Origin of the sequence: Haemophilus influenzae (assembly GCF_001457655.1) — a bacterium.
Lineage (GTDB): Bacteria > Pseudomonadota > Gammaproteobacteria > Enterobacterales > Pasteurellaceae > Haemophilus > Haemophilus influenzae.
Window position 1 is genome coordinate 1223716 of sequence record NZ_LN831035.1, and the last position, 24811, is coordinate 1248526.

Genomic DNA, 24811 nt, shown 5'->3' on the forward strand with positions numbered 1-24811 from the left:
CATTGAGAGGTCAGCAATAAGAACCCACCGAGAGTAGCCCACGCAAAGCGTGGGAGCTGCTAGGAATCCCCGTCCTTTAGGGCGGGGAGGATGTCAAAGAAGATAGAGATGAGTTGTTAATGGGGCAATAAGTGGGCGATAAATAGGCAATATTTGCGGTTACTTCGTTTTACTAAGCAATAACACTGACGAATTAGTTATCATTGCCCCATATTTTTCACTGATTTTAGGAAACCTTGGGCGGTATCAAACACAGAAGATTTTCCCTGTGCCTGTAAAATCATATCGGACATTTCACGGAATGCGCCTTTTCCTCCATTAGTAGAAAGTACATGATCAACAGTATTCTTTACATAAATAGGGGCATCAGCCACAGTAAAAGAAGTTCCACACGCTGCAAAGGCGGGGAGATCTATACTATCATCGCCAATATAAGCGGTTTGCTCGGCAGTGACGCCTGCTTGTTTCATGAGTTCAAAACAAGCGGTTTCTTTTTCAAGTTTGCCAAGAAAGAATAATTTAATACCAAGATCGGCAATGCGACGACGTAAAATAGGAGAGTCTCGACCAGAAAGCACTGCCACTTGAATACCCGCATCCATCAGCATTTTTATGCCTAAACCATCGCGAACGTGAAAACTTTTGATGGCTTCGCCATTGGCGTCATAATGAAGTTGTCCATCAGTGAGTACGCCATCTACATCAGTAATAACAAATTTAATATTTTCTAATTTTTGTTGCATTGAAATTCCTTAGCTTGAAAATTCCACTAAACCCACCACGTGATTTTCATCATTAACAACGACTAGCGAGTGAATTTTTTTCGCTTTCATAAAGTCTTCTGCTTTTGATAAAAATTCGTCTTGATGAATAGTTTTGGGGGAACTTGTCATAAAATCTTTGGCTGTTTTATTCAGCGTTTCTGCACCATTGGCGGTGAGTGCGCGGCGAATATCGCCATCCGTGATAATGCCTTTAAGTTGCTCGTTTTCCATCACCAAGGCAACGCCCATTCGCCCTTCATTCATCACGGTCAGACAATCTGTAAAATTGGTATTGGGTAAAATGGTTGGCAGGCGAGTTTGCATTTGATCTTTCACTTTACATAATAAACGACGACCAAGACTGCCACCTGGATGGAATTTAGCAAAGTCAGCTGGTTGGAAATTGCGTGCCGTAATAAGCGATACGGCGAGTGCATCGCCAAGGGCAAGCGTGACAAGTGCGGAGGTTGTTGGCGCGAGATTATTTGGACAGACTTCACGCTCAACAGTAATATCTAAAACATAATCTGCATGGCGTGCGAGCGTGGAATTTTTGTTACTCGTCACGGCAATAATTTTATTACCAAAATTTTTTAAACTTGGAATTAGTTTATTGACGTCATCGGTTTCGCCGCTATAGGAAATTAACATCACAATATCAATTGGTTTTAACATACCTAAATCGCCGTGAAAGGCTTCTGTCGGATGTAAAAAGAAACTTGGTGTGCCAGTAGAGGCAAAGGTAGCTACCATTTTTTTTCCGATTAAACCCGATTTCCCTATTCCGCCGATGACTAATCGACCTTTGCAGGCAAGGATTAAATCCACGACTTGATTAAAATCCTCGCCTAAACGGTGGCTGAGTTTCAAAAGCGCGTTGCTTTCCACAAAAAGGGAATCCTGTGCAATTTTTAGATAGTTCATTTTTCTTCCTAAAAGAGCGGTTGAAATTGGCGCTATTTTAGCGGAATCATAAAAAAATACGAATGAAAAATTAGGCATTATTGCTGATAAGATTGACGAGTAATATTCAAAAATTGGGGATTTTATTGACCGCACTAGTGATTGCCCCTATACTATGCGCCGAGTTGGTTAGACAATCGCTGGTTTATTGAAGCCCTTAACCGTATTTATACGACCTAGTGGGACAAGTAAACGAGAGGAAAGTCCGAGCTACACAGGGCAGAGTGCCGGATAACGTCCGGGCGGCGTGAGCCGACGACCAGTGCAACAGAGAGCAGACCGCCGTGTAAACGGTAAGGGTGAAAGGGTGTGGTAAGAGCGCACCGTGCCTCCGGTAACGGTTGGCAGCAGGGTAAACTCCACTCGTAGCAAGACCAAATAGGAATCCAATGAGTGGCCCGCTCAGGATTCGGGTAGGTTGCTTGAGCGGCAGAGTAATTTGTCGCCTAGAGGAATGATTGTCCACGACAGAACTCGGCTTATCGACCAACTCAAAATTTTTATAGAAATGACCGCACTTTAATTTGTTTTTTGGAATAGATTAAAGTGCGGTTATTTTTTGATGAAAATTGAATTATTTTTCGTTTAATACACGTGGAAATAAAATATTATTTTCCAAATGAATATGGTGCATTAAATCATCAATAAATTCATTAATACCGCTATATAAGGCTTTCCAACTGAAACAAGCATCTGCAGGTGGTGTGCAGTTATTAGTAAGCGATTTGATCACTTCCACATCTTGTCCTGCTTCATCGTGTTCCATTTTCATTACACGAATTGGCATTGAGGCCATAGCATAATTCCCCATTTTGATCATTGGGAACAAAATTTGTTCTTCTTTCATTAAATGCTGGCTAAGTTCAGCATAAATTTTTTCTAATTGTGCTGCTACGCCGATAGGGCAGTCATCACGATCACCATGTACATTTTCTACTTTCTCCGCCAATGTAATTAATTCAGGGAGTTGTTCACGGTGGCGATTATGAAAACGAGTAATAATGTGATCGATCATTTCTGCATAAGATGCCGAAGTCCAATCTTTATCATTATTTTCTGCTTTACTTTGTTGTAAATCAGTTAAACGTTTTTCAATTTCAGCAAGGTTAAGATTCTTTTGTTGTGCTGCGACTTCTAATAATACAGAACCTCCGCAGCAAAAATCTAAATCATATTCACGAAAAATTTTAGTTGCACCTGGAATTGAAACAGCGAGTTCGCTAAGTTTTTGTTGGGCAAAAGACATAAATCACTCCTATATTGATTAGTAAAAATAAATCCGATAAAAATGGTAGGATATTTTTCTGATTATGAAAAGTAGAGAAATTTATTTATTGATTAAATTATGATTTAAATCAATAAAAATACCTCATAATAATCAGCTAAAAATTTATGGTTATTAATATAAATAGGATTAATTATCACTAATGAGCCAGCTTTAAATTCATTATGTATTTTTTTATATAATTGATTTTTAAGAATTTAGGAAAATACTGATTTTCATCAATATTATTGATTGTGTTTATGAAGTGAAATCTTTTAGAATGACGACAAATCAAATTTAACGCATAACTCCGAGCTTGTTTAGCCTAAGTTTCAGAAGAAATACGGTGGCAAGCCAATAACGCCGTGTGTTATTCAGGGATACGCTGGAAACGGTTTATCCTCTCCATATTTAGAAAGGTGTAAAATGCAATCCATTCCTATCAAGAACGTAGGAGAGTCTCGCTTAGTCGATCCTTTCCAACGTCAATATTACTATCTACGACTGTCGATTACTGATCAGTGTAATTTTCGTTGTACCTATTGTTTACCTGATGGTTATCAACCCGAAGCTAACAAACCAAGTTTCTTAACCTTAAAAGAAATTATCCATCTTGCTCAAGCGTTTGCTGAAATGGGCACAGAGAAAATCCGTTTAACGGGTGGCGAACCGACTTTACGCAAAGATTTTATTTCTATTGCCGAAAGCATTGCTAACATTGATGGCATTCGTCAATTAGCCGTCACGACAAACGGCTATCGCATGGCAAAAGATGTGGCTGATTGGAAGCAAGCAGGGATTACGTCTATTAACGTTAGTGTTGATAGCCTTGATCCGAAAATGTTCCATCAAATTACAGGTATCAATAAATTTGATGACGTGATGCGTGGTATCGATCGTGCATTTGAAGTGGGTTACAACAAAGTCAAAGTTAATTCAGTTTTGATGAAAAATCTGAATGATAAAGAATTTGAACAATTTCTCGCTTGGGTGAAAGATCGCCCAATTCAAATGCGCTTTATTGAGTTGATGCAAACGGGCGAAATGGATAGTTTCTTTGATAAATTCCATCTTTCAGGACAAGTCTTAGCGGATAAATTGCTGAAAAATGGTTGGACATTACAGCATAAATCTCACACTGATGGTCCTGCTAAAGTATTCACGCATCCTGATTATGCAGGCGAAATTGGCTTAATTATGCCTTATGAGAAGAATTTCTGCGCAAGTTGCAATCGTTTAAGAGTGTCAGCAAAAGGTAAACTTCATCTTTGTTTATTTGGCGAAGAAGGCATTGAATTACGTGATTTATTGCAGTCGCACGAACAGCAAGGTATTTTACAGGCTCGTATTTTTGCCGCACTTCAAGGCAAACGTGAACATCATTATTTGCATATCGGCGATACTGGTGTAAGAAATCATTTAGCTTCTATTGGTGGCTAAAAAGCAAAGTGAGATGAATGGTAATATTCATCTGCGTTCTTTTGTCGCTTATTTAAAACATTTAATATTTTAACCGCACTTTTATCATATTATGACTACATTTACACATATCAATTCTCAAGGCGAAGCCAATATGGTGGATGTTTCTGCAAAGGCAGAGACAGTTCGTGAAGCCCATGCTGAAGCCATCGTTACCATGTCTAAAGAAACCCTTGCTATGATCGTGGAAGGTAAACATCACAAAGGCGATGTTTTTGCTACGGCTCGTATTGCGGGTATTCAAGCTGCAAAACGTACTTGGGAGCTTATCCCGCTTTGCCATCCGTTGTTACTTTCCAAAGTGGAAGTAAATTTAGAACCGTTACTTGAAACCAATCAAGTTCGTATTCAATCTCTTTGCAAATTAACTGGAAAAACTGGCGTAGAAATGGAAGCACTAACTGCCGCAAGCGTAGCAGCCTTAACCATTTACGATATGTGTAAAGCTGTGCAGAAAGACATTGTGATTGAGAAAGTTCGCCTGTTAGAAAAGTGCGGTGGAAAATCAGGCCATTTTATTGCGGAGGAAAAATAAGATGTTAAATATTTTATTTTTTGCTCAAACTCGTGAATTAATTGGCGTTGATGCCATTCAATTAGAAGATGATTTTGCCACTGCGGAAGCGGTGCGTGAACACCTTGCTCAAAAAGGCGATAAGTGGGCATTGGCACTGGAAAAAGGTAAACTTTTAGTGGCAATTAATCAAACCTTAATGCCTTTAGAAAGTGCGGTAAAAAATGGCGATGAAATTGCCTTTTTCCCACCAGTAACAGGGGGCTAAATGACGGATATTCAAATTTCGGTACAAGAACAGCCTTTTGATCAAAATGCCGTTTATCAATGGCTTTCTGAACAACATTCGGTTGGTGCAACGGTTATATTTGTTGGTAAAGTACGCGATCTTAATTTAGGCGATGCAGTATCTAGTTTGTATTTAGAACATTATCCCGCAATGACTGAAAAAGCGTTGAATGAAATTGTTGCACAAGCGACAGCGCGTTGGGATATTCAACGTGTATCGGTAATTCATCGTGTTGGGCTTTTACAAACTGGCGATGAAATTGTTTTAGTGGGGGTAAGTTCCGCACATCGTGGAGATGCTTATCACGCCAATGAATTCATTATGGATTTTTTAAAATCCAAAGCTCCGTTCTGGAAAAAAGAACAAACCAATCAAGGCGAGCGTTGGATTGAAGCAAGAGAGAGCGATAAAGAAGCATTAGAAAAATGGTAATCGCTTACCTGCACCCTAATTCATTAAGGTGCAGATTAAATATTTTCATTTATGTTATTTTGATAACGCACCACTTCCCCAAGTTTGCACTTCTTCAGGGCGGTTTATTTGAAGCAAGAAACGTTTGTTGGGCTGTGCTTGCGGTTGGATTTCTTTTTCTGCTGGTGTGGAGAAAGAAATCCCACCTTTTAGCAACTGCTGAACACTACCCGTATTAAATACTGCACCTTTCCAGCCTAAGCTAAAGTCGTAGCCTGATGCGATCCAAAATTCTGTGTTTTGTCGAACAAGATGGCTATATTTCGGCATAATTGTAATATGCACTAATACACGATCACCAAGACTATTAAGTTCAAATTTTTTCACTGTGCCAACTTCTACACCTCGATAAAGAATTGGCGAACCTTCACTTAAATTCATCGCATCACGCGTTTCTAAAATAAACGGTGTGCCATTGCTAAATTTATTACGCTGTGGTGCCGTTTGCGCTAAATTAAATTGTGTTTTTGTGTTGCCATTACCAATTTCAATATCAATATAAGATTGTAATAAACTATCAAGGTTATCTATTCCACCTGCTGAAATTTGTGGCGAGATTATCGTAAAGTGAGAACCTTCTTTTGCAATTATATTCATATAATTTGGATTTATTAGGGCTTTTGCAGTGATGCGTTTCGCTTTTGCATCAAGCTGAATGCTGTCAATTTGCCCCACATCTAAGCCTAAATAACGCAGATTCATTCCTTTGCTAAGATTAGTTGCATCATCTGTGATTAACGTGATGACAAACCCGATAGATTTTGCATAGCTTTCATTTGCATAAAGTGTTCGATTATTGCCTGAACCACCATTATCAAAGCTAATCGCCCCTTTTAAGGAACGTGCAAGTGGTGTTGCTTGAATACTAATGCCTTTCGGTGTGACATCAATCTTCGCCGCACTTTCTACCCAAAAACGGCTTTTATTTGTCAATAAATGTTGATAGGCAGGATAAATATAAATTTCTACATCAAAGCTATTCGTTTTAGGTTTAATACTTAAAATTTTTCCTACTTCAAATTGACGATATAGGACGAGAGAGCCTTTATCAATACTTGGTAATGTTTGGGTATGTAAGGTTATTGTTGGCGTAAGAATATCGCCTGTGATACCGTGTTCTGCATTGCTAATATTTTGATAAAGTGGATAACTGGTTTTAGCTTTTCCCTGAGCTTGTTTTGTTAGTACTCGAACACCACCTTGTAACCATTTTTCTGGTGTCGCGGATTCAAAACGCAATCCATCTAATCCAATGCTTATATCGAAATTGGTTGCAGCCACAAATTGAGTATCTTCGTGAATTAAATTACGGTATTCAGAGGCAATTGCTGCTTTAAATTGCACGCCATTTACATCAATTGTTTGTGAAACAATTTGCCCAATTATCATATTGTTATAAAACACATTTTGCCCTTCGCTGACGCCGTAATTCTCTGGCGCAGTGAGGGTTAAAACTAACGTGTTAGGTGCATTGAGTAATAATTCATTTTCTTTAATCACGTTAAATTGATGTTTAGTTTCGCCGTCTCCCGCAATCACATCAAAATATTCGTCACGAAAGAATTTTTTTGGTTCTGCTAAATTGCCTAGATCCATTTTTTTATTGCGTAGGACAATTTTACTATTTGCTTTAAACAAAGAGGCTTGGTTTGGATCGATCAATAAACTGCCTTCTAAAATTTCATCGTTATTTTCCACCGCACTTAGCTTGGCGAGAATCCCTATAGCATTATCTTGAGAATAAACTTCCGTTTGCCCTGCAATAAGAGCGGTAGAGGCAGGAATAGTTATCTTAATTTCAATCCCACGTTTAGCCGCTTTTAAATTGGTATAGAGCGTGAAATGACTATTTTCATCTGCTTTTGGGCTGTCAGCTGGAGAGTCAAAAGAAACCGCCCCCTGTACAACGGCATTTAAACTTTCTACATTTAGATTTAAGCCTGACGGGCTAATATTAGCGTTAATGCCACTAATATTCCAAAAGCGTGAATCTTTTTTCACAAACTTGGCATAGGCTTTATCAATGACCACATCTATTTCTACTTTATTGTTTTTATTAATACGGTAATCATAGATTTTTCCTACAGGTAATTTTTTAAAATACACGGACGCACCAATAGAAATCGAACCTAAATCATCAGAAATTAAGTGGATCAACAAGTCTCCTGCTGAAACTTGCGCAATAGGCCCTTGTTCTTCTGCTATAAATTCATCTTCACGATCGCCATCACCCGGTTGAAGAGTGATGTAATTACCTGACACGAGAGAATCTAATCCTGAAATGCCTGCAAGGGAAACATTTGGTTGTACAAGCCAAAATTTTGTGTCTTCACGTAAAATATTTGAAGCCTCAGGATTGATATTTGCAATAACTTCTACTTTTTGTAGGTTATCAGTGAAATGAACTTCTTTTACTATGCCAATTTGTAATCCTTGATAACGAATTTGAGTTTTATCTGCCACAATGCCAGAACCATTAGCAAAAGTAATTGTAATGCTAGTACCGCGTTCTTTCACAATTTGGAAGAATAAAATTGCCCCGATACATAATGCGATAAAAGGCAATAGCCAAAAAGGCGAAATGCGTTTTGTTTTACGTAAGTTGGCTGTTATTTCTTGATATTTTTCTTCTATTGAGGAGGAATTATTTTTCTCTGTCATAAATTTTCCAAATTAATTTGCTATCAAATTGTGAGGTGGAAAGCATAGTGCAAAATACGGCTGCGCCAAAATAAAATGCGCCTGGCCCTACGGTAAAATTAATGATTTCTCCGCGTGTGACAAGCGACATCATTAAGGCTAATACAAATAAATCGAGCATAGACCAGCGTCCAACAAAATGTACTAGATGTAATAAACGCATTTGCCATTTAATAGAATGTTGCCATTTAAAATGCACGCAAGCAAGTAAATAAAGCATAATAAAAATTTTGCTGATAGGCACGAAAATACTGGCAAAAAACACAACAAAAGCAACAAAATAACTACCTGATTTAACAAATGAAATAACCCCAGAAATTAACGTATCTTCAGATAATGCACCTGTTAAATAAATGCCAGATATAGGTAATAAATTTGCAGGAAAAAGCATAATAATCCCTGCAATTAAGGTTGCCCAAGTCGCTTGTAATTTTAGCTTATCCGATGTATTAAGAGGCGATTGGCAGCGGGGACAACAAATTTTTTGTTGATGATAGTAATAGATAGATTTTTGCGTAAATGTGTAATGGCAAGCAGGACATAATTCAACAGCTTGTTTTGTATAAACTGGAGTACATTCAGGATAAAATTCCTGCCATAAGGCGGAAAGATTAAGTTTGATAAAAAGCAGTGTGGTTAAAAGTGCGGTAAAAATAAAAGGAATTAAATAAATATTAATTTCTAATGTTGCATATTCGCGTACTTTAAATATGGTTACCCCAAGTGCCACTAAATAAACATCAAACATTACCCAAGCTTTAATGTAACCAAGAAATAGTAAAACACTACGTGGTTTTATCTGAAAAATCTTAGCCAGCCAAAGCATAATAACTAAAAGTGCAAAAGTAATCGGCATTACTACTGCACAAATAAAGATCATAAACGCGGTGTATTCATAACCACCCACTGCCATTTTCCAAATGCCATCCCAAATAGAGGCGTCAATTTTAATGCCTAATAAATGTAAACTTAATAAGGGGTAGTTCAAGGAAAAGGGCATTAATATCAAAATAGATAATGCAATCATTGCACAACGATGTAATGACCACCTCGTACCACTTTCTAATAGATGATGACAACGTGGGCATTCGGCTTGTTCATTTGATTGAAGAATAGAAGGCACGTTAATGCAAGCATCACATTCTGTGCATTTTAAAATTTTAAATGGAGGCGAAGTTAGCTTTGTTTTAGGCACGCTTGTGGTCTTTCTTTATAAATCAAAAACGTGCCATTCTATCGTTGTTTTAACGTATTTGTGAAGTCTTGGCGTTATTTTTGTGTGAAATTTATTCAGCATAACGGGATCCGTTGTTAATTTTGTAAAAAGTGCGATAAACTAGGCAAATCTTTATTTTATTAATAGCCTCAAGGATATAACTATGACTGACACACAATTATCATCTCAAGTTACAGATGTGCAAACGGAAGTGCAAAAATTAACCAACGCAAAAGCTATCATTACTTATTTAGCAGAAAAATTTCCTCTTTGCTTTGTTTTAGAGGGCGAAGCAAAACCATTAAAAATAGGTTTATTTCAAGATTTAGCTGAAGCATTACAAGATGATGAACGCGTAAGTAAAACCCAATTGCGTCAGGCTCTTCGCCAATACACATCAAATTGGCGTTATTTATATGGCTGTCGTGAAGGTGCAGTGCGTGTTGATTTACAGGGTAATCCTGCGGGTGTATTAGATGCAGAACACGTTGCTCACGCTGCACAGCAACTTGCTGAAGCGAAAGCGCGTTTTGCGGAAAAACGTAAAGCAGAAGCTGCAGCTAAAAAAGCACAACAAAAAAAGCATCCGCGTAAACCTGCGAATAAAAACCTTAAAAAAGAGAGTAAATTATCACTAAGTGCGGTTGATTTTTCACAAATTTCTGTTGGTTCTGTTGTGAAAGTTAAAGCTGGAGATAATGCTAAAAAAGCAACAGTGGTAGAAGTATTAAAAGATTCAGCACGTGTTGAACTTGAAAATGGTTTGATTATGAACGTTGCTGCAGATCGTTTATTTGCTTAATAAATAAAAATTGACTCGGAAATGGTTATGAAATTTAAAATGTCAAAAAATGTGATTTGTTATGCGTGGTTATCGGTGTGTTTGAGCAGTGCAATTCCTGCATTTGCTGTACAACCTACATTAAAACCAAGTGACATTAGTATTCCAGCGATAAGTGAAGAAAGCCAGTTGGCAACTAAGCGTGCAACGACAAGATTAACTCAATCCCATTATCGTAAGATTAAATTAGATGATGATTTTTCCGAGAAAATTTTTGATCGTTATATTAAAAATTTAGATTTTAGCCACAATACTTTTTTGCAGTCTGATATAGACGAACTTCGTCAAAAATATGGTACTAAGTTAGATGAACAGTTGAGTCAAGGCGATCTTTCTGCGGCGTTTGACATTTATGATGTAATGATGAAACGTCGCTATGAACGTTATACTTATGCGTTATCTTTATTAGATAAAGAGCCTGATTTAAATGGTCAAGATCAAATTGAAATTGATCGTGAAAAAGCGGCTGCGCCACAAACTGAAGCTGATGCGAATAAACTTTGGGATGCTCGTGTAAAAAATGACATTATTAATCTTAAATTAAAAGATAAAAAATGGTCAGAAATCAAAGCAAAGCTTACAAAACGCTATAATTTAGCCATTCGTCGTTTAACGCAAACAAAAGCAGACGATATTGTTCAAATTTATTTGAATGCTTTTGCGCGTGAAATTGATCCTCACACCAGTTATCTTTCCCCAAGAACAGCAAAAAGTTTTAATGAAAGTATAAATCTTTCTTTGGAAGGCATTGGGACTACTTTACAATCAGAAGATGATGAAATTAGCATCAAATCTCTTGTACCTGGTGCGCCAGCGGAACGTAGTAAAAAGCTGCATCCTGGGGATAAAATCATTGGTGTTGGGCAAGCAACAGGCGATATTGAAGACGTTGTTGGTTGGCGTTTAGAAGATTTGGTAGAAAAAATTAAAGGGAAAAAAGGCACTAAAGTTCGCTTAGAAATTGAGCCTGCTAAAGGGGGAAAATCACGTATTATTACTTTGGTTCGTGATAAAGTCCGTATTGAAGATCAAGCTGCTAAACTAACCTTTGAAAAAGTGTCAGGAAAAAACATTGCGGTAATAAAAATTCCAAGTTTTTATATTGGATTAACCGAAGATGTCAAAAAACTACTGGTTAAATTAGAAAATCAAAAAGCTGAGGCTCTTATTGTTGATTTACGTGAAAATGGCGGTGGTGCATTAACGGAAGCGGTGGCGTTAAGTGGTTTATTTATTGCCGATGGCCCTGTTGTGCAGGTTCGCGATGCTTATCAGCGTATTCGTGTTCATGAAGATGATGATGCTACGCAACAATATAAGGGGTTATTATTTGTGATGATTAATCGTTACAGTGCTTCCGCATCAGAAATTTTTGCTGCAGCAATGCAAGATTATCGTCGAGGTATTATCATCGGGCAAAATACTTTTGGTAAAGGTACGGTGCAACAGAGTCGTTCGTTAAATTTTATCTATGATTTAGATCAGAGCCCGTTGGGTGTTTTGCAATATACTATTCAAAAATTTTATCGTATTAATGGTGGTTCAACCCAATTAAAAGGTGTTGCAGCCGATATTAATTTCCCCGAAATTATAGATTCGAAAGAATATGGGGAAGATAAAGAAGATAATGCGCTTGCTTGGGATAAAATCCCATCAGCGAGTTATATGGAAGTAGGAAATATCGATTATATTGATAATGCAGTAAATATTCTAAATGAAAAACATCTTGCTCGTATTGCTAAAGATCCTGAATTTGTTGCATTGAATGAAGAATTGAAAGTGCGAAATGAACGCCGAGATCGAAAATTTCTATCATTGAATTATAAAATGCGTAAAGCAGAGAATGATAAAGATGATGCAAGACGTTTAAAAGATTTGAACGAACGTTTTAAACGTGAGGGTAAGAAAGCATTGAAAGATATTGATGATTTGCCGAAAGATTACGAAGCACCAGATTTCTTCTTAAAAGAAGCTGAAAAAATAGCAGCTGATTTCGTTATTTTTAATTCAGATCAGAAAATTAATCAAGCAAACGGCCTATCCGAAGCAAAAACGGAAAGTAAAAAATAAATACTAAATGGTTTTGACCGCACTTTGTTTGAGAAAAGCAACAAGTGCGGTGATTTTAATAAAGGTTTAGGAAATGGTAGTGTTTAAAAGCACCTTAAAGTTATCATTATTCGCCTTATCATTATCTATGATGATGTCGGGTTGTGTTTTAGTAGGTTTGAGCAAAAATGACCAATCTAAATCATTGTACGGCATTAATCTTTCCCATTTGTCATTCGCAGAAAGAAAAGAGCTTGAAGAAGCCATTTATGCGGATCAGCAACGTTTAACGGAAGAAAAACAAACATTGCTTAATATGACGCTAACACACGAAATAGGCGATCATAAGTTACAATTTAAGCCTTTACTCGCGCGTTTATATGCTTCTCGTAAATATGCCCCGTTATGGACTGACAATGCGGCAGCTCGTCAATTGTTACGTGATTATGCGGCAATGGTGGCAAGCGGTATTTCAAAATCGTCGGCAACTTCACTAGAAACATTGGCATTGGTAGAACAACAAGGCGGATTGGTTTATGATGTGTTATTAAGTGATATTTTGTTAGATTACTTATATTACACACAAAATGTTCGTTCTCAAGCATCTAATTGGTTGTATTCATCTGCTCAGTATCAAGCACAACAGCCTGAAAATGATCATATTCAACGCTGGTTAAGTGCGGTGGAAAATAATCAACTTCTTGATTTCATACAAAGTTTAGCGGGAGAAAATCATTTATATCGCCAAACAGTTCAATCATTGCCGATGTTTATTCCGACTTCTAAAGAATCAAATATTGCTCAAAAATTGGCAATGAATGCACAGCGTTTACGTGTGATTCCTGATTTTCATAATGGAATTTTTGTGAATATTCCAAGCTATAAATTACAGTATTATCGTGATGGCGATTTAATTTTAGAATCTCGGGTAATTGTTGGCACAGATTCGCGCAGGACACCTGTAATGTATAGCAAATTAAGTAATGTGGTTGTAAATCCACCTTGGAATGCGCCAATTCGCTTAATTAATGAAGATTTATTGCCAAAAATGAAAGCCGATCCAAATTATATTACGGAGCATAATTATTCAATTTTAGATAATCAAGGCAATGTTGTTGATCCTGCTTCTATTGATTGGGAATCTATTGGTAATAAATTTCCTTATCGAGTTCGACAAGCGGCTGGCGATAGTGCGTTAGGTAATTATAAATTTAATATGCCAAGTTCTGATGCAATTTATTTACACGATACGCCAAATCGCGGATTGTTTAATCGTAAAAATCGAGCGTTAAGTTCTGGTTGTGTGCGTGTTGAAAAATCTGATCAATTGGCAAGTATTTTATTAAAAGAAGCAGGTTGGACAGAAACTCGAAAAAATACAGTATTAGCAAGTAAAAAAACCACTTCTGCGCCGATACGCTCGGATAATCCTGTTTTTTTATATTATGTTACAGCGTGGATTGAAAACGGAAATATTGTAAATTTACCTGATATTTATGGTTATGATCGTCAGATTAATCTTGCTGAGATTAATTGGGATCTCGTAAAAAAATATCTTCAATAAAATAAGGGAGCTATAATGAATTATGTGGATCAGAATAAACGAAAATGGTTATCGCTGGGCGGTATTGCGTTAGGAATATCTATTTTACCAAATTCTGTATTAGCAATGGTTTCAACACCTAAACCTCGTATTTTAACTTTCCGCAACATTAATACGGGCGAAAGATTAAGTGGCGAGTTTTCTTTAGCAAAAGGTTTTTCGCCTGCGATGTTAAAAAAATTGGATTATTTAATGCGTGATAAAAGGACAAATCAAGTGCATAAAATGGATCCAAATTTATTCCAGAAATTTTATAATATCCAAACTAATTTAGGCTTACGCAATGCTGAAATTGAAGTAATTTGTGGTTATCGTTCAGCCTCTACTAATGCAATGCGTCGTCGCCAAAGTCGTGGCGTAGCGAAAAATAGTTATCACATTAAAGGAAAAGCCATTGATTTTCGTATTGCAGGTGTGCCTTTGATTAAAGTGAAATCTTCTGCGGAAAGTCTGCGAAATGGTGGCGTGGGTTATTATCCAACCAGTAATTTCATTCACGTAGATACAGGCCCTGTGAGAACTTGGAAAGGCGTGTAAAACAAATGTAAAATTAACCGCACTTTTGTGCGGTTTTTCATTGGAAAAGAAATGTTATTTGACAGCCATCTTCATTTAGACCAACTCTCTGACGAGAATATTCAGCAAATACTTGCTCATTCAAAGATTATAGGTATGCTTGCGGTGAGTACTAATCTCAACAGTGCTAAAAAACTGCTGAATTTAAAACAGACTTACCCAAAGAAACTTTATTTTGCAGCTGGTTTTCATCCTGAACAGCAATTACCTAGTTTAGAAGAACAAAAAAAATTATTTCAATGGATTGACGAACATCATTCATCGATTTCTGGGATTGGCGAGGTGGGCTTGCCACATTATTCTAAACGAGAAAATCCGAATTTAGATTACGCGCCTTACATTGAATTACTGGAGCGATTTATTCTGATAGCGAAAAAATGGGATTTACCGTTAAATTTGCATATTGTACATAACGATGTAGAAATTGCCCTTGAATTATTGCAGAAACACAAAATTCAACGGGCTCATTTTCACTGGTTTAAGACAGATGAAAAATCTTTTCAGAAATTTTTCTCTACGCCCTATTTTGCAAGCCTAACCCCTGATATTTTATGGAACCCTAAAACCCAATATGTCGCTCAACATTTACCCTTAAATCGCTTGATGATTGAAACGGATAGCCCTTGGCAACACGAGGGATTTGAAAGTGCGGTAATTTCTGAGCAATTATTTGCAGTAGCGAAGAAAGTAGCTGAATTAAAGTCTTTGCCATTACATTCTGTTCAAAAGCAAATCCTTTTGAATACTGAACAGTTTTATCGATTATAAGGAGCAAAAATGAATATCGAAATTATCCCCGTTACCGCATTCCAACAAAATTGTTCTTTGATTTGGGATGATGAAAAAAATGCCGCAATTATTGACCCAGGTGGCGAAGCCGAACGCCTAATTCAACGTATTGAAGAACTGGATTTAAATCTCAAAGTGATTTTGATTACCCATGGCCATTTAGATCACGTTGGTGCTGCAATGCAATTAAAACAACATTTTGGCGTTGAAATTTGGGGTTCTAATGAAAAAGATAAATTTTTATTTGAGAGTTTACCCGAACAAGCCCAACGTTTTGGCTTGCCAAATATTGACGCTTTTTTGCCTGATCGTTGGTTTAATCAAGAGGGCGAAATTTTAAAATTAGATGGCTTTAATTTCGAGATTTTACATTTACCAGGGCATACACCAGGACATATCGGTTTTATTGAACACGAGAAAAAAGTGGCGTTTACGGGCGATGTATTATTTCAAGGCGGAATTGGTCGTACCGATTTCCCTCGCGGGGATTATGAAACATTGATTTCTTCAATTCGAACAAAATTACTCCCATTAAATGACGATATTATTATTATCGCTGGACACGGATCTTACACAACCATTGGGCAAGAAAAGCGGAGCAATCCATTTTTAAATCCTAAATCTTAAATCCTAAATTCTTGGAGGTTATTGATCAATCAAGTGCAAAATAAATGATCAATTAGCCTAAAAGTGCGGTAAATTTTTTCCACGTTTTTTATTTAATTTCCAAAATGTGAAGTAGCTCACATTTTTGAAATTATTTTCTGTTACAACCAACGCCCTTAATTATTTTCTTGACAAAGGAGCAAAACAATGAAAATCATTAAGCAAGCAAAATAGTCTAATCCGCCTTTCTTTAATCAGTCTACTTATTTCCACTTCTTTTTATTCTGTTCAATCTTTTGCTGCAACTCCTACGTGGAAGCCTGTCTATGGTAAAGTGAATGGTGATGCAGAGTGAAAAAGTTAGAAAAAGGCAAAACGCAGCTCTTTCATCAAGTGGCTATTCTGGCGGTGGAGCAAGCGTAGGATGTATGTGGTAATACGTTGAAGTTTTAAAAACACAAGTAAAAATAACCGCACTTTGTTTAAGAGATGAAGTGCGGTTTTTTATTGTTTGAAATCTAAAGAGTTTGAACTAGATCACAAATTTGTAACAATTTCTGATAAGAGGCTTATTTCCGTTGCAATCCTATGTATAATGCGTAAAAAATGGAGCGAAAATATTGCTTCAAATATCATAATAAAGAGGTAATTATGCAGCAAAACAAGGCGTTTGATGATTGGTTAGCCAGCACAGCATTAGGCGGTGCAAATCAATCTTATATAGAAGAACTTTATGAAAGCTATTTGAGTGATCCACAGTCGGTGGAGGAAAGCTGGCGAAAAACCTTTGATTCTTTGCCAAAAACCACCGCACTTGAACATCCCCATACTCCAGTGCGAGATTATTTTCGTCGTTTAGCGCGAGAAAATCATAATGAAGCGGTGACAGTGATAGATCCTGCTGCTGGTGCAAAATTAGTGAAAGTTCTACAATTTATCAATGCCTATCGTTTTCGTGGCCATTTAGAGGCTAATCTTGATCCTCTCAATTATTATCGTTGGAAAGTATCTTCTGTCCCTGAATTAGATTATCGCCATCACGGTTTTACTGAACAAGATCTCAACGAAACTTTCAATATAAATCATTACGTTTATAAACGCGATACCATTAAACTTGGCGAATTAGCTCAAATGTTGAAAGAAACATATTGTGGCTCAATTGGCTTGGAGTTTATGCACGTGCAGGATATGGAGCAGAAAATGTGGCTCCAGAGCAAGATGGAAAGCCTGTTAGATAAACCGCTTTTTACATCTGAAGAACGTGTCAATTTTCTTCGTGAACTGACAGCTGCAGACGGTTTAGAACGTTATCTTGGTGCGAAATTCCCTGGGGCGAAACGCTTTTCTTTAGAAGGAAGTGATGCGTTTATTCCATTGATGAAAGAAATTATTCGCCATTCTAGTCGTCAAGGGGTAAATGATGTGGTAATGGGAATGGCACACCGTGGGCGTTTGAATATGCTCGTGAATGTATTAGGTAAAAAGCCTGAAAATTTATTCGATGAATTTGCAGGTAAACATTCCAGCGAACGTACGGGGGATGTGAAATATCATCAAGGTTTTTCTTCTGATTTTGCCGTAGATGATAAGAGAGTCCACTTAACGTTGGCATTTAATCCATCTCATTTGGAAATCGTAAGCCCTGTTGTGATTGGTTCTGTTCGATCTCGACAAACTCGTATGAATGATACAGAACATAGCAAAGTGCTTGCTATTACTGTTCACGGAGATTCAGCTGTGGCAGGACAGGGGGTTGTTCAAGAAACATTGAATATGTCAAATGCCCGTGGTTATAGTGTGGGCGGTACTATTCGCATCGTGATTAATAACCAAATTGGTTTTACGACATCTAATCCGAATGACACGCGTTCCACAGAGTATTGCACCGATATTGCAAAAATGATTCAAGCGCCGATTATTCATGTTAATGGTGATGATCCTGAAGCGGTGGCATTTGCTGCGCGTATGGCGGTGGAATATCGTAATTTATTCAAACGAGATATTTTTATTGATTTGATTTCTTATCGTCGCCATGGTCATAACGAGGCAGATGAACCATTAGCCACTCAACCAATGATGTATAGCATCATCAAAAAACATCCTACACCTCGTAAAGTTTATGCGGATCGCTTAGTTTCAGAAGGCGTGATGACTGAAGAGCAAGTTACCGAGATGGCGAATGATTATCGCGATGCGCTAGATAATGGCGATCGCGTGGTATCTGAATGGCGAGAAATGGATACGGCAAAAATGGATTGGTTGCAATATCTCAACTATGATTGGACTGCGCCGTATGAAAGCAAATTTTCACAGGAACGTTTTTTAACCCTTGCTAAACGTGTATGTGAATATCCTGAAAGTTTACGTGCGCATCCTCGAGTGGAAAAAATCTATAATGATCGTAAAGCAATGTATCAAGGCGAAAAATTGCTCGACTGGGGCATGGCTGAAACCATGGCTTATGCAACCTTACTTGATGAAGGTGTTAATGTTCGTTTATCAGGCGAAGATGCGGGACGAGGTACTTTTTTCCATCGTCATGCTGTTGTGCATAATCAAAATGATGGTACGGGGTATGTACCATTAACACATTTACACGCCAATCAAGGTCGTTTTGAAGTATGGGATTCGGTACTTTCTGAAGAATCTGTTCTTGCTTTTGAATATGGCTACGCAACAACAGATCCAAAAACTTTAACCATTTGGGAAGCGCAATTTGGCGATTTTGCTAATGGTGCGCAAATTGTTATCGACCAATTTATTAGCTCTGGCGAACAAAAATGGGGCAGAATGTGTGGTTTAGTTATGTTATTGCCTCATGGCTATGAGGGACAAGGCCCTGAACATTCTTCCGCACGTCTTGAACGTTATTTGCAACTTTGCGCAGAACAAAATATGCAAGTTTGCGTGCCATCAACACCTGCACAGGTGTATCACATGTTGCGTCGTCAGTCTTTACGTAAAATGCGCCGTCCATTGATTGCCATTTCCCCAAAATCTTTACTACGTCATCCATTGGCAGTGTCCAGTTTAGACGAGTTGATTAATGGAACTTTCCAAACGGTAATCGGAGAAATTGATGAGCTTGATCCTAAAGATGTAAAACGTGTGGTAATGTGTTCAGGTAAAGTTTATTACGATTTACTTGAACAACGTCGTGCAAATAATCAGAAAGATGTAGCGATTATTCGTATTGAGCAGCTTTATCCATTCCCGCATGAGGATGTGAAGAAAGTGCTTGAGCCTTATGCGCATGTCACGGATTATGTATGGTGCCAAGAAGAACCACTTAACCAAGGGGCTTGGTATTGCAGCAAACATAATTTTGAAGCGGCTATTCCAGAAGCCGTTAGACTCAAATATGCAGGGCGTTCAGCTTCTGCTTCGCCTGCTGTGGGCTATATGTCGCTTCACACTAAGCAGCAAAAGCAGTTAGTGGAAGATGCGTTGAGTTTTTAAAGTGCGGTTAATTTAATAAAGGTTTTTATATCTTTGCTTTCCTCTGTAAATAGGGGAGCTAAGATAATTAAGATATAGTAAAAAAGAAGAAAAGGAAAAATAAAATGACCATCGAAATTCTTGTTCCAGACCTACCTGAATCAGTTGCAGATGCAACTGTTGCCACTTGGCATAAAAAACTGGGCGATACTGTGAAACGTGATGAAGTTATTGTGGAAATTGAAACGGATAAAGTCGTGCTAGAAGTCCCAGCACTTTCTGATGGCATACTGGTAGAAGTTGTTCAAGCTGAGGGCGAAACTGTCGTAAGCAAACAGCTGCTAGGCAAAATTTCTACGGCTCAAGAAGGAGATGTCAGTTCAGCGACGTTAAAAGCAACGAATGAACCCACACCATCTGATCGTCAAAATTCAGCGATTGAAAATAGTCATAATCATAATGCGGATCAAAGCCCTGCAATTCGTCGTTTATTAGCAGAACATGATTTACAAGCAGATCAAATTCAAGGTTCGGGCGTGGGCGGTCGTTTAACACGTGAAGATATTGAACGTGAAATTGCAAAACGACAAGCACAGCAAGTGAAACAAGAAGCTGCCACTGAGCAAAATACAATTAGTACGGTGGCTTATAGCGCACGTTCTGAAAAACGTGTGCCAATGACCCGTTTGCGTAAACGTATTGCTGAACGTTTACTTGAAGCCAAAAATAGTACAGCAATGCTTACCACTTTTAATGAAGTGGATATGCAGCCGATAATGACTTTGCGTAAAACCTACGGCGAAAAATTTGAAAAACAACATTCAGTACGTTTAGGATTTATGTCTTTTTATATCAAAGCGGTTGTGGAAGCATTGAAACGTTATCCTGAAGTTAATGCTTCTATTGATGGGGATGATGTTGTTTACCATAACTATTTTGATATTAGTATTGCAGTTTCAACTCCGCGTGGATTAGTCACACCAGTGCTTCGTGATTGCGATAAGCTCAGTATGGCAGAGATCGAAAAACAAATTAAAGCATTAGCTGAAAAAGGTCGTGATGGCAAATTGACTGTAGAAGATCTCACTGGCGGCAATTTTACCATCACAAATGGCGGTGTGTTTGGTTCTCTTATGTCCACTCCAATTATCAATCCACCACAAAGTGCGATTTTAGGAATGCACGCTATTAAAGAACGCCCGATTGCGCTTAATGGTCAAGTGGTGATTCGTCCGATGATGTACCTTGCTTTATCTTACGATCATCGTTTAATTGACGGCCGTGAATCTGTTGGTTTCTTGGTAGCGATTAAAGAATTATTGGAAGATCCAACAAGATTGTTATTAGAAATCTAAGAAATAAAAGGCTTTCTGTGTTAGAAAGCCTTTTAAAATGAACAAAAAATTAACCGCACTTTAAATATTTAAAAAGAATATTCCAAAGTGCGGTTGGTTTTTTTATGTGTTTTTAATTAGAGAGAAAAATCGTCAAAATCATTCGTATCAACTTTTGAGTCAATTTGACCGACAAGATAAGAGCTTACTTCTACTTCTTGTGGTGCAACCTGTACGTTATCTGACACTAACCAAGCGTTAATCCAAGGAATTGGATTTGAACGTGTTTGGAATGGTAGTGGCAATCCAACAGCTTGCATACGGATATTAGTAATATATTCTACGTATTGAACTAAAATATCTCTGTTGAGGCCGATCATAGAACCGTCTTTAAATAGATAATCAGCCCAAGCTTTTTCTTGTTCTGCCGCTGCAACAAATAAATCATAGGCTTCTTGTTTACATTCTTCCGCAATTTCTGCCATTTCAAGATCGTCTTGACCTGCAGCCATAATATTTAAAATATGCTGTGTACCTGTTAAGTGCAATGCTTCATCACGTGCGATAAATTTAATAATTTTTGCATTCCCTTCCATTAAACGACGTTCAGCAAAAGCAAATGAACAAGCGAAAGAAACGTAGAAACGAATTGCTTCAAGTGCATTCACGCTCATTAGGCAAAGGTAAAGTTGTTTTTTTAAACTACGTAAAGTCACGACGCATTCTTTGCCATCTACGGTATAAGTGCCTTCGCTGTATAAGCCATAAAGTTGGCTATCACGGATTAAATCATCGTAGTAAGATGAAATATCTTGTGCGCGTTTGATGATTTCTTCGTTAGTTACGATGTCATCAAATACGATAGAAGGATCGTTCACAATATTACGAATAATATGTGTGTAAGAGCGAGAGTGGATGGTTTCAGAGAATGTCCAAGTTTCAATCCAAGTTTCTAATTCAGGAATCGACACTAAAGGCAATAATGCCACGTTCGGGCTACGACCTTGAATAGAATCCAATAAGGTTTGATATTTTAAGTTGCTGATGAAGATGTGTTTTTCGTGTTCAGGCAATGCTGCGTAGTCGATACGGTCTTGCGATACATCTACTTCTTCTGGACGCCAGAAAAAAGAAAGTTGTTTTTCAATGAGCTTTTCAAAAGTTTCGTATTTTTGTTGATCGTAACGCGCAACATTAACGTTTTGACCAAAGAACATTGGTTCTTTTAATTGATCGTTTTTGTTTTGTGAGAAAGTGGTGTATGCCATTTTATTTATCCTTTTAAATAGAACTTATCATTTATTTAGCTTTCCCTGTTTATCAGGGGAAACTATCAAAGACTGAGGAAAGTATCCTAATTCGTTATGTCGTGCTATCTTCCCCATAAGTTGGGGAAGACAATAGGGGCGTTTAAATTTTGCAAGCACCACCAGCACAGCCGTCATCAAGATCTTCTTGAACATCTTCGGCACCGTCGCGGGTATTTTGATAGTAAAGGGTTTTTAAACCGTATTTGTAAGCGGTTAAAAGATCTTTTAACAACACTTTCATTGGTACTTTGCCGTCTTCAAAACGTTTTGGATCATAGTTTGTGTTTGCAGAGATCGCTTGATCCACGAATTTTTGCATAATACCGACTAAGTGTAAGTAGCCGTCATTACTTGGAATATCCCAAAGTAATTCATAGTTATCCATTAAATTTTCATATTCAGGTACAACTTGTTTTAAGATACCATCTTTTGATGCTTTAATACTTACGTGTCCACGCGGTGGCTCAATACCATTAGTCGCATTGGAAATCTGCGATGATGTTTCTGATGGCATTAAGGCAGTTAATGTTGAGTTACGTAAACCAAATTCTTGAATATCTTTACGTAAACTTTCCCAATCATAATGTAGAGGCTCTTGTGTTAAGGCATCTAAATCTTTCTTATAGGTATCAATCGGTAAAATGCCTTTTGCATAAGTGGTTTCATTGAAGTATTCACACGCACCTTGCTCTTTTGCTAAGTTCATAGAGGCTTTCAATAAATAATATTGAATGGCTTCAAAAGTGCGGTGTGTTAAATCGTTGGCTGAACCATCAGAATAGCGAACACCATTTTTCGCAAGGTAATACGCATAGTTAATGACCCCAATACCGAGTGAACGGCGTGCAAGTGAGCTACGTTTTGCTGCCACAACAGGGTAATCTTGATAGTCTAATAAGGCATCAAGAGAACGAACAGCAAGATCCGCAAGTTCTTCTAATTCATCTAAGTTTTCAATTTTACCTAAGTTAAAAGCGGAAAGTGTACAAAGTGCAATTTCCCCATTTTCATCGTTAATGTGCTGAAGCGGTTTAGTTGGTAATGCAATTTCTAAGCATAAGTTAGATTGACGAACTGGTGCAACTTGTGGATCAAACGGAGAGTGGGTATTACAGTGATCCACGTTTTGAATGTAAATTCGACCCGTTGATGCCCGTTCTTGCATTAATAAAGAAAAGATTTCAACTGCTTTAACAGTACGCTTACGGATAGTTGGATCTTGTTCGTATTTTACGTAAAGTTCTTCAAATTTATCTTGATCCGCAAAGAATGCTTCATAAAGTCCAGGTACATCTGATGGACTAAATAAAGTAATCTCGCCACCTTTAATTAAACGTTGATACATTAATTTGTTTAACTGGACGCCATAATCCATATGACGAACACGGTTGTCTTCTACACCACGGTTATTTTTTAATACGAGCAAGTTTTCTGCTTCTAAGTGCCAAATTGGGTAATAAAGTGTTGCAGCACCGCCACGAACGCCACCTTGTGAGCAAGATTTAACTGCAGTTTGGAAATATTTATAGAATGGAATACAACCTGTATGGAATGCTTCTCCACCACGAATTTCGCTACCTAATGCACGAATAGCCCCTGCATTAATACCAATCCCTGCACGTTGTGAAACATATTTTACAATAGCTGATGCTGTTGCATTGATTGAATCTAAACTGTCATCACATTCAATTAATACGCAAGAGCTGAACTGACGAGTTGGTGTACGCACACCCGCCATAATTGGTGTAGGTAAGGAAATTTTGAAAGTCGATGTGGCATCGTAGAAACGTTTTACATAATCCAAACGTGTTTCTTTTGGATATTTAGAGAATAGACTTGCGGAAACCAGCAAATATAAGAATTGTGCAGACTCGTAGATTTCTCCAGTCACACGGTTTTGTACTAAATATTTACCCTCCAATTGCTTCACTGCAGCATAAGAAAACGTCATATCACGCCAATGATCGATGAAGCCGTCCATTGCGTCCCATTCTTCACGAGTATAATCATCTAATAACGCTTGATCATATTTTTCCATACGTACTAGTTTTTTGACGTGATCGTATAAACGAGGGGGATCGAAATGACCATAGGCTTTTTTACGTAAATGGAAAATCGCTAAACGAGCAGCTAAATATTGATAATCTGGCGAATCTTTGCTGATTAAATCTGCGGCTGCTTTAATAATGGTTTCGTGGATGTCTGAAGTGCGAATGCCTTCATAAAATTGAATATGTGAACGAAGTTCTACTTGAGAAACAGAAACATTGTCTAGTCCTTCAGCAGCCCACGTAATCACACGATGGATTTTATCAAGATTGATTTGTTCTTGCGTACCGTCACGCTTTGTAACCATTAAACTTTTATTCATTGTATTAGCCTTCTTGTTGTTATTTAAAACAGGATTTAAAACACAAGATATAGTGTTTTTATGAAAACGATGCACAAGATAATGTGTTTGAGAAAAGATCGCAAGTAATAAATTTTTTGATTTGATTCTTGACAATAGATAACTTATTTAAAAATAAACGGTTTTTGTGAGAATAAAAATTAAAATTTTTTATTTAGAAAAATAAGAAAAAGTGCGGTAAAAATTTGTTGAATT

19 protein-coding genes, 1 other RNA gene and 1 riboswitch are annotated in these 24811 nt (G+C 37.5%); of the genes, 13 read left to right on the forward strand and 7 right to left on the reverse strand.

Annotated features, from left to right (window positions below; genetic code table 11):
• Positions 1 to 200 precede the first annotated feature (200 nt).
• Together AT683_RS06105 and AT683_RS06110 are read right to left on the reverse strand one after the other, a co-directional pair.
• Complete coding sequence (locus AT683_RS06105) at positions 201 to 743, reverse strand: KdsC family phosphatase (protein ID WP_005689596.1); 543 nt, start codon at positions 741 to 743, stop codon at positions 201 to 203.
• A gap of 9 nt (positions 744 to 752) precedes the next feature.
• Positions 753 to 1688, reverse strand: a complete 936-nt coding sequence (locus tag AT683_RS06110) for a KpsF/GutQ family sugar isomerase (protein WP_005689594.1) — start codon at positions 1686 to 1688, stop codon at positions 753 to 755.
• Between the two features lie 160 nt (positions 1689 to 1848).
• Here AT683_RS06110 and rnpB point away from each other — a divergent pair.
• An RNA gene (rnpB, locus tag AT683_RS09290) (RNase P RNA component class A) lies at positions 1849 to 2225 on the forward strand.
• A gap of 76 nt (positions 2226 to 2301) precedes the next feature.
• Here the strand turns inward: rnpB and ytfE are convergent.
• Positions 2302 to 2973, reverse strand: a complete 672-nt coding sequence (gene ytfE, locus AT683_RS06115; RefSeq protein ID WP_038441022.1) for an iron-sulfur cluster repair protein YtfE — start codon at positions 2971 to 2973, stop codon at positions 2302 to 2304.
• A gap of 314 nt (positions 2974 to 3287) precedes the next feature.
• Positions 3288 to 3429: riboswitch (molybdenum cofactor riboswitch) on the forward strand.
• Between ytfE and moaA the strand changes: the two genes are divergently transcribed.
• The 4 genes from moaA (at position 3418) to moaE (ending at position 5705) form a co-directional block, all read left to right on the forward strand.
• Positions 3418 to 4431, forward strand: a complete 1014-nt coding sequence (gene moaA / locus AT683_RS06120) for a GTP 3',8-cyclase MoaA (protein ID WP_038441023.1) — start codon at positions 3418 to 3420, stop codon at positions 4429 to 4431. Its footprint overlaps the riboswitch before it by 12 nt.
• Positions 4432 to 4522: 91 nt before the next feature.
• Positions 4523 to 5005, forward strand: a complete 483-nt coding sequence (gene moaC / locus AT683_RS06125; RefSeq protein WP_038441025.1) for a cyclic pyranopterin monophosphate synthase MoaC — start codon at positions 4523 to 4525, stop codon at positions 5003 to 5005.
• 1 nt (position 5006) lies between these two features.
• Positions 5007 to 5252 (forward strand): molybdopterin synthase sulfur carrier subunit, encoded by a 246-nt coding sequence (moaD, locus tag AT683_RS06130; protein WP_011272735.1) that lies wholly within the window; start codon positions 5007 to 5009, stop codon positions 5250 to 5252.
• On the forward strand, positions 5253 to 5705 hold the full coding sequence (gene moaE / locus AT683_RS06135; RefSeq protein ID WP_011272734.1) for a molybdopterin synthase catalytic subunit MoaE: 453 nt from the start codon (positions 5253 to 5255) through the stop codon (positions 5703 to 5705).
• 54 nt (positions 5706 to 5759) lie between these two features.
• Here the strand turns inward: moaE and AT683_RS06140 are convergent, their stop codons facing one another.
• Positions 5760 to 8405, reverse strand: a complete 2646-nt coding sequence (locus AT683_RS06140) for a PqiB family protein (protein WP_044364334.1) — start codon at positions 8403 to 8405, stop codon at positions 5760 to 5762.
• Positions 8389 to 9639 carry a paraquat-inducible protein A gene (locus AT683_RS06145; RefSeq protein WP_058222205.1) on the reverse strand — a complete coding sequence of 417 codons (1251 nt, stop codon included), beginning with the start codon at positions 9637 to 9639 and terminating at the stop codon, positions 8389 to 8391. The genes AT683_RS06140 and AT683_RS06145 overlap by 17 nt, the downstream gene beginning before the upstream one ends.
• Before the next feature lie 184 nt (positions 9640 to 9823).
• Here AT683_RS06145 and proQ point away from each other — a divergent pair, with 184 nt between their 5' ends.
• The 8 genes from proQ (at position 9824) to odhB (ending at position 20917) form a co-directional block, all read left to right on the forward strand.
• Positions 9824 to 10462: an RNA chaperone ProQ gene (gene proQ, locus AT683_RS06150; protein WP_005650069.1), complete on the forward strand. Its 639-nt coding sequence runs from the start codon at positions 9824 to 9826 to the stop codon at positions 10460 to 10462.
• 27 nt (positions 10463 to 10489) lie between these two features.
• Positions 10490 to 12571, forward strand: a complete 2082-nt coding sequence (gene prc / locus AT683_RS06155) for a carboxy terminal-processing peptidase (RefSeq protein WP_038441031.1) — start codon at positions 10490 to 10492, stop codon at positions 12569 to 12571.
• A 73-nt stretch (positions 12572 to 12644) separates the two neighbouring features.
• Positions 12645 to 14114 (forward strand): L,D-transpeptidase family protein, encoded by a 1470-nt coding sequence (locus AT683_RS06160; protein ID WP_014550681.1) that lies wholly within the window; start codon positions 12645 to 12647, stop codon positions 14112 to 14114.
• A 15-nt stretch (positions 14115 to 14129) separates the two neighbouring features.
• The gene (mepK, locus tag AT683_RS06165) at positions 14130 to 14690 is read left to right on the forward strand and encodes a peptidoglycan L,D-endopeptidase MepK (RefSeq protein WP_005650077.1); all 561 of its coding nucleotides are present in this window, start codon (positions 14130 to 14132) and stop codon (positions 14688 to 14690) included.
• 51 nt (positions 14691 to 14741) lie between these two features.
• The gene (locus AT683_RS06170; RefSeq protein ID WP_014550682.1) at positions 14742 to 15497 is read left to right on the forward strand and encodes a TatD family hydrolase; all 756 of its coding nucleotides are present in this window, start codon (positions 14742 to 14744) and stop codon (positions 15495 to 15497) included.
• 9 nt (positions 15498 to 15506) lie between these two features.
• A complete protein-coding gene (locus AT683_RS06175; RefSeq protein WP_014550683.1) occupies positions 15507 to 16145 on the forward strand; it encodes an MBL fold metallo-hydrolase in 639 nt (212 codons plus the stop codon).
• 630 nt (positions 16146 to 16775) lie between these two features.
• Positions 16776 to 19583 (forward strand): 2-oxoglutarate dehydrogenase E1 component, encoded by a 2808-nt coding sequence (sucA, locus tag AT683_RS06180; protein WP_058222206.1) that lies wholly within the window; start codon positions 16776 to 16778, stop codon positions 19581 to 19583.
• A gap of 104 nt (positions 19584 to 19687) precedes the next feature.
• Complete coding sequence (gene odhB / locus AT683_RS06185) at positions 19688 to 20917, forward strand: 2-oxoglutarate dehydrogenase complex dihydrolipoyllysine-residue succinyltransferase (protein ID WP_038441039.1); 1230 nt, start codon at positions 19688 to 19690, stop codon at positions 20915 to 20917.
• 116 nt (positions 20918 to 21033) lie between these two features.
• Here odhB and nrdB read toward each other — a convergent pair whose 3' ends face one another.
• Positions 21034 to 22164, reverse strand: coding sequence for a class Ia ribonucleoside-diphosphate reductase subunit beta (gene nrdB / locus AT683_RS06190; protein ID WP_005659688.1), 1131 nt, complete (start codon positions 22162 to 22164; stop codon positions 21034 to 21036).
• 142 nt (positions 22165 to 22306) lie between these two features.
• The gene (gene nrdA / locus AT683_RS06195) at positions 22307 to 24577 is read right to left on the reverse strand and encodes a class 1a ribonucleoside-diphosphate reductase subunit alpha (protein ID WP_005659686.1); all 2271 of its coding nucleotides are present in this window, start codon (positions 24575 to 24577) and stop codon (positions 22307 to 22309) included.
• Between the last annotated feature and the right edge of the window lie 234 nt (positions 24578 to 24811).

Excerpts from the sequence above, each read along its gene's own strand:
- odhB (WP_038441039.1), top strand. The coding sequence starts at position 19,688 with ATGACCATCGAAATTCTTGTTCCAGACCTACCTGAATCAGTTGCAGAT.
- AT683_RS06105 (WP_005689596.1), bottom strand. The coding sequence starts at position 743 with ATGCAACAAAAATTAGAAAATATTAAATTTGTTATTACTGATGTAGAT.
- mepK (WP_005650077.1), top strand. The coding sequence starts at position 14,130 with ATGAATTATGTGGATCAGAATAAACGAAAATGGTTATCGCTGGGCGGT.
- nrdB (WP_005659688.1), bottom strand. The coding sequence starts at position 22,164 with ATGGCATACACCACTTTCTCACAAAACAAAAACGATCAATTAAAAGAA.
- AT683_RS06170 (WP_014550682.1), top strand. The coding sequence starts at position 14,742 with ATGTTATTTGACAGCCATCTTCATTTAGACCAACTCTCTGACGAGAAT.
- moaE (WP_011272734.1), top strand. The coding sequence starts at position 5,253 with ATGACGGATATTCAAATTTCGGTACAAGAACAGCCTTTTGATCAAAAT.
- sucA (WP_058222206.1), top strand. The coding sequence starts at position 16,776 with ATGCAGCAAAACAAGGCGTTTGATGATTGGTTAGCCAGCACAGCATTA.
- proQ (WP_005650069.1), top strand. The coding sequence starts at position 9,824 with ATGACTGACACACAATTATCATCTCAAGTTACAGATGTGCAAACGGAA.
- AT683_RS06175 (WP_014550683.1), top strand. The coding sequence starts at position 15,507 with ATGAATATCGAAATTATCCCCGTTACCGCATTCCAACAAAATTGTTCT.
- moaD (WP_011272735.1), top strand. The coding sequence starts at position 5,007 with ATGTTAAATATTTTATTTTTTGCTCAAACTCGTGAATTAATTGGCGTT.
- AT683_RS06160 (WP_014550681.1), top strand. The coding sequence starts at position 12,645 with ATGGTAGTGTTTAAAAGCACCTTAAAGTTATCATTATTCGCCTTATCA.
- ytfE (WP_038441022.1), bottom strand. The coding sequence starts at position 2,973 with ATGTCTTTTGCCCAACAAAAACTTAGCGAACTCGCTGTTTCAATTCCA.
- moaA (WP_038441023.1), top strand. The coding sequence starts at position 3,418 with ATGCAATCCATTCCTATCAAGAACGTAGGAGAGTCTCGCTTAGTCGAT.
- prc (WP_038441031.1), top strand. The coding sequence starts at position 10,490 with ATGAAATTTAAAATGTCAAAAAATGTGATTTGTTATGCGTGGTTATCG.
- AT683_RS06110 (WP_005689594.1), bottom strand. The coding sequence starts at position 1,688 with ATGAACTATCTAAAAATTGCACAGGATTCCCTTTTTGTGGAAAGCAAC.
- nrdA (WP_005659686.1), bottom strand. The coding sequence starts at position 24,577 with ATGAATAAAAGTTTAATGGTTACAAAGCGTGACGGTACGCAAGAACAA.
- AT683_RS06140 (WP_044364334.1), bottom strand. The coding sequence starts at position 8,405 with ATGACAGAGAAAAATAATTCCTCCTCAATAGAAGAAAAATATCAAGAA.
- moaC (WP_038441025.1), top strand. The coding sequence starts at position 4,523 with ATGACTACATTTACACATATCAATTCTCAAGGCGAAGCCAATATGGTG.